The 5,097-nt window shown below is 72.7% G+C and carries 4 protein-coding genes; 3 read left to right on the top strand and 1 reads right to left on the bottom strand.

Features of this window, described 5'->3' with window-relative positions:
- The coding region (locus ACY45C_RS07995; RefSeq protein ID WP_462186989.1) for a sacsin N-terminal ATP-binding-like domain-containing protein at positions 1-1,729 on the bottom strand (1,729 nt) is incomplete at its 3' end.
- A gap of 198 nt (positions 1,730-1,927) precedes the next feature.
- Between ACY45C_RS07995 and ACY45C_RS07990 the strand changes: the two genes are divergently transcribed.
- The 3 genes from ACY45C_RS07990 to ACY45C_RS07980 form a co-directional block, all read left to right on the top strand.
- Positions 1,928-2,740, top strand: coding sequence for a sterol carrier family protein (locus ACY45C_RS07990; protein WP_462186988.1), 813 nt, complete (start codon positions 1,928-1,930; stop codon positions 2,738-2,740).
- A 248-nt stretch (positions 2,741-2,988) separates the two neighbouring features.
- Complete coding sequence (gene purF / locus ACY45C_RS07985) at positions 2,989-4,611, top strand: amidophosphoribosyltransferase (protein ID WP_462186987.1); 1,623 nt, start codon at positions 2,989-2,991, stop codon at positions 4,609-4,611.
- On the top strand, positions 4,608-5,097 hold a 490-nt coding region (locus tag ACY45C_RS07980), incomplete at its 3' end, for a phosphoribosylformylglycinamidine cyclo-ligase (RefSeq protein WP_462186986.1). The genes purF and ACY45C_RS07980, both read left to right, overlap by 4 nt.

Raw genomic sequence — 5,097 nt, 5'->3', positions numbered from 1 at the left:
ACCAGTGTGGCGGGCGGGACACCCCGGAGAGCAGCTCGACCAGGGCGGCGCTGTCCACCCGTCGAACGCCCAGGGTGGAGAGTGCGGTACGCCACCGGCGGGCAGCATAGGCCGCCGGGAGCAGGCCGGGAACCTTCCCAGCGACCTTCGCCGCGACCTTCGCCGCGACGGTGTCGTCACCATCCGGACCCGCCCCGTCCGTGCCGGCGATCTCGGCCGGGTCGGTCCCGGTCCAGGAGGAGCGCAGCAGCTCGGTGACCGCATCGGTCGCGGGGCCGAGATCGCAGACGGAACAGTCCCGGCCACGCAGACCGCCGGGCAGTAGCGCCGCGTCCGGGAGAAGTCGGGTCAGCGCGTCCCGTAGCCTGCCGTCGACCTCGCCCACCGGCAGCCCCGTCGGCACGAGGGCCAGCGCGGCCAGCGGGTCGCCAGGCGTCTCGTCTGGATCTCTGCCGGCGTCTGGATCCCTGCCGGCGCCCAGGTATTCGGCCAGCGCCACGGTGGCTGCGCTCAGCTGATCGGTGAGCCAGTCCCGTAACGGACCCGATACCGTGTGTCGACGCGAGGGATCCAGTGGCAGCTCGACGCTCGCCAGGATCGGCAGCGAGATCGGTTCGTCCGTCGGCTGAGGTGCCCGCACGACCCGGGCGACGCCCTCGGGCCATCCGCCGTCGCGGACCATGACCCGGGCGGTGAAGCGGTTCCGGCCGCGCTCCTCTACCGGGCGGTCGGCCAGCAGGCTGGCCGGGATCATGCCGCTACGGGCGATGCCGCGCCATCGCTCGCCGTCGAGATCGCCGTCGAGCTCGGCGATCTCCACACGCGTCGACGTCGCGCTCGACGCGGGCTGGGATGAGCCGCCCCCGCGGATCCATCGACAGGTGATCGTTCGAACGGTCCCGTTGACGTCGACCACGATCTCGCTGGGACCGCCGAGGACGAGCGGCAGGGTCGGATCGAGCCCGGCCAGCAGATCCCGGGCCGCCGTGGCCGCCGCGACGTCCCGCAGCGGGAGGCGGACCACGGTGTCGTACCCGTCCGGCGGTGCAGGCGGCGCGGGAAGATCGAACGGTAGCCGGAGGATGGGTACCGCCCCGTCGCGCCGGGCCAGTTCTTCGGGCAGGCCCGGCGCCGGCGCCGGCGCCGTGGTGCCGGCGCCGCCGCCCACCCCCGCGGCCGTCACGGCCTCGATCACCCTGCTCTTCGACCAGGTGACTCCGGACGCCCCCGCGCCCGGGCGGGACCGGGAGACGATCGAGGGATCGTCGCTCACCGCGAGTACCGCGGCGAATCCGGCGCCGAACCGCCCTACCGACGTGGTGTCCCGTTTCGCCGAGGCACGCAGGGTCGACAGCGCCTCCACCCCCGCCGGGCTCAGCGGTGCCCCCGTGTTGGCGATCTCTAACAGGCCGCCGGGACCGGCGCCGGTCTTCGAAACATCAGGAGCATCCGGGGCAGCTAGAACGTCCGGTGCATCCGACTCCGAAGCGGAGGTGCGCAGCCGCAGGTACACCCGGGCCGGGACGCCGGCCTCACGCGCGGCGTCGACCGCGTTCTGCACAAGTTCGACGACGAGGCGGTCGCGGTAGGCGCCGAGAGCCGCGTCCTCCTCGGCATTGGCGTCTTCCCGGAAGCGGGCCGGGGAGGCGGCCCAGGCGTCAAGAACCCGCTGCCGGATCGCGGCGGTTCCGTACTCGTCGGCGGGAGCGCGCGGGATCGTCACTGGCACCCGTCCATACTCGTCTTCCCGCCCGGCAGGGCGGGGGGTCGGGTCCGGCACACCGGCGCGCGCGGACGGCCGGATACGACCGCGTACCGGTTTGTACTGGGTGGTATCTGGTGGTACCGGTTTGTATCTGGTGGTACCTGGTGGTACCGGGCAGGATGGGATACCCGGCCGGGACGCGGTGCCGGGCAGGATGGAGGGATGCCACCCCGCGGACGCCGCCAGGATCCCCTGGCGACCGGTACCGAGCTGGCCGCGACGTTGGCGGACCAGTGGCAGCGGATCGTCGATGCGGTGAGTGTCCTGCCCGACGGGACTCTCGGGGCGCCGAGTCCGCTGCCCGGCTGGATGGTCGGCGACCTCGTCCTGCACGTCTCCCGCTCCGCGACCGCGCTCACCGAGGCCCTGGCCCCCGCGGTCCCGGCGTCCCGGCGCACGACGGATCTCGTCACGGCGAGGGATCTCGTCACCGCGAGCGGCTACCTGACGGGCGCCGGAACCCGGGCGGAGGCCGTCGCGGACACCGCCCGCTCGCTGGCGGCAAACCGTGGGCCGGCCGAGATCAGAGGCCGGCTGGCCGGCGAGGTGTCGGCCGCGGTGGCCGCCATGGCCGCGGCGACTCAGGAAGCGGTGGTCCCGACGCCGGGCGGCCCGATGCGACTGGCGGAGTTCCTGCGCACCCGAGCGGTCGAGGCGGTGGTGCACGGCCTCGAGCTAGGCGTCACGCCGGCCCGGGGGGCGCTCAAGGCGGCGACGAAGGTGTTCGCGGAGATGTTCGCCGAGCGGGCACCCGGACGCTCGGTGGAACTGCGGGTGCCGCCGTTCACGGCCGTGCAGATCGTCGAGGGTCCACGCCATACCCGGGGCACACCGCCGAACGTCGTCGAGGCCGAACCTGTCGCCTTCGTCCTGCTGTGCGCGGGCCGCCTGCCGTGGGCCGAGGCGGTGGCCGACGGCCGGGTCGCGGCCAGCGGCGAGCGCGCCGACCTCAGTTCCTACCTGCCCCTCCTGTAGGTGCGGGTTGGCTGGGCCGGATGATCTACCAGGGACGATCTGGTCCGTCCGGGGCATGCGCGCACAACGGCCGATGCGCGTCCTCACTGCTAGCGTGGTGGGAGGTAGCTGCCGGGGCGAGGCGGTGGTCGGAGTGGTCGGCGCGTCTCGGCACGTCGGCGGACGAGCCCGGCACCTCTATAGTCCCGCATGGTCCCGCGCGAGATCGTCCGCATTCTTCGGTATCCCTGACCTGTCGAGGAGTCCTGGTGCCAGACGTCGCACCCCGCTTCGGCGCCATCCCCGGATGGGAATCCGACCTCTCCGACGAGCCGGGGCCGCGTGACGCCTGTGGTGTGTTCGGGGTGTGGGCGCCCGGCGAGGACGTGGCGAACCTGGCCTACTACGGCCTGTACGCGCTGCAGCACCGCGGTCAGGAGGCCGCCGGCATCGCGGCCGGGGACGGCCGGACTGTGGTGGTCTTCAAGGAACTGGGGCTCGTCGCTCAGGTCTTCGACGAGGTCACCCTGTCCAGCCTGAGCGGCCATGTGGCGGTCGGCCACACCCGGTACTCGACGACGGGCTCTTCTACCTGGGAGAATGCCCAGCCGTCGTACCGCACCGCCCGCTTCGGCGGCCCCATCGCGCTCGGGCACAACGGCAACCTCACCAACATCGTCGAGCTTGCGCGGACGCTCGGCGCGGAGCGGGACCGCCTGCGGGCGACCACCGACTCGGACCTCATCACCGCCATGCTCGCCGACCATCCCGGCCCGACCCTCGTCGACGCGGCGATGGACGTGCTGCCCCGCCTGACCGGGGCCTTCTCGCTGGTCTTCTCGGACGCCTCGACGCTGTATGCCGCCCGGGACGCGCACGGGATCCACCCGCTCGTGCTCGGCCGGCTCGACGGCCATCCCGACGGCGCGTGGATCGTCGCCAGCGAGACGGCTGCCCTCGACATCGTCGGCGCCACTCTCGTGCGGGAGATCGTTCCCGGTGAGCTGGTCGTTATCGACGCCGAGGGGATGCGTTCTCGCACGTTCGCCCGGCCCGATCCGCACGGCTGCCTGTTCGAGTACGTCTATCTCGCCCGCCCGGACACGTCGATCGCCGGACGCTCCGTGCACGCCACCCGGGTCGACGTCGGCCGGCAGTTGGCCCGCGAGGCGCCGGTGGAGGCCGACCTGGTCATCCCCGTGCCGCAGTCCGGGGTACCCGCCGCGGTCGGCTACGCGGAGGAGTCGGGCATCCCGTTCGGCGAGGGCCTGGTCAAGAACTCCTATGTCGGGCGCACCTTCATCCAGCCCTCGCAGACGATCCGGCAGCGCGGGATCCGGCTCAAGCTGAACCCCCTGCGGGACGTGATCGAGGGGCGTCGCCTCGTCGTGGTGGACGACTCGATCGTCCGCGGCAACACGCAGCGCGCGCTGGTGCGCATGCTGCGGGAGGCCGGCGCGGCCGAGGTCCACATCCGGATCTCCTCGCCGCCGGTACGGTGGCCCTGCTTCTACGGCATCGACTTCGCGACCCGCGCCGAGCTGATCGCCAGTGAGGCGGGCATCGAGGAGATCAGAACCTCTCTCGGGGCCGACTCGCTGGCCTACGTCTCGTTGGAGGGCCTCATCGAGGCCTCCCGCCAACCGGCCGGCACGCTCTGCCGGGCCTGCTTCGACGGCGTGTACCCGGTTCCGCTGAACGATTCTGACAAGCTCGGCAAGCATCGGCTGGAGGCGACGGGCGGCGCGGAGACCACCGAGGACATGATCACCGAGGCGCTGCGGCGCGGCGTGACGCTGGGCATGAACGGTGCCGATCTCTCCCCGGACAACCACGACGCCGAGCCCGAGCTTGAGCCCGAGCCCCAGCCGGCCGGGGTGAGGCCCGCATGAGCGGTGGATTGAACTCGTACCGGGCGGCCGGGGTCGACGTGGCCGCGGGCGAGCGTGCCGTCGAGCTGATGCGTGGTCACGTCGCGCGCGCCACCCGGCCCGAGGTCGTCGGTTCGCTCGGCGGATTCGCCGGCCTGTTCGCGCTGGACACGGCGCGGTACCGCCGGCCGCTGCTCGCCTCGTCGACCGATGGTGTGGGTACCAAGATTGCCGTTGCCCAGGCCCTGGACACGCACGGCACCGTGGGTATTGATCTGGTCGCCATGGTCGTCGACGACCTCGTGGTGTGCGGCGCGGAGCCGCTGTTCCTGCTCGACTACATCGCGTGCGGCTCCCTGGTCCCCGCGCGCGTGGCCGAGATCGTCTCCGGCATCGCAACCGGCTGCGAGCAGGCGGGGGCGGCGCTGGTCGGCGGGGAGACCGCCGAGCACCCCGGGCTCATGGGTAGCGACGACTACGACCTGGCCGCGACGGGGGTCGGGGTCG

This window comes from Frankia sp. CcWB2 (genome assembly GCF_977927585.1).
The sequence above is the reverse complement of the archived record's forward strand: the minus strand, read 5'-3'. Positions and strand labels throughout refer to the sequence as shown.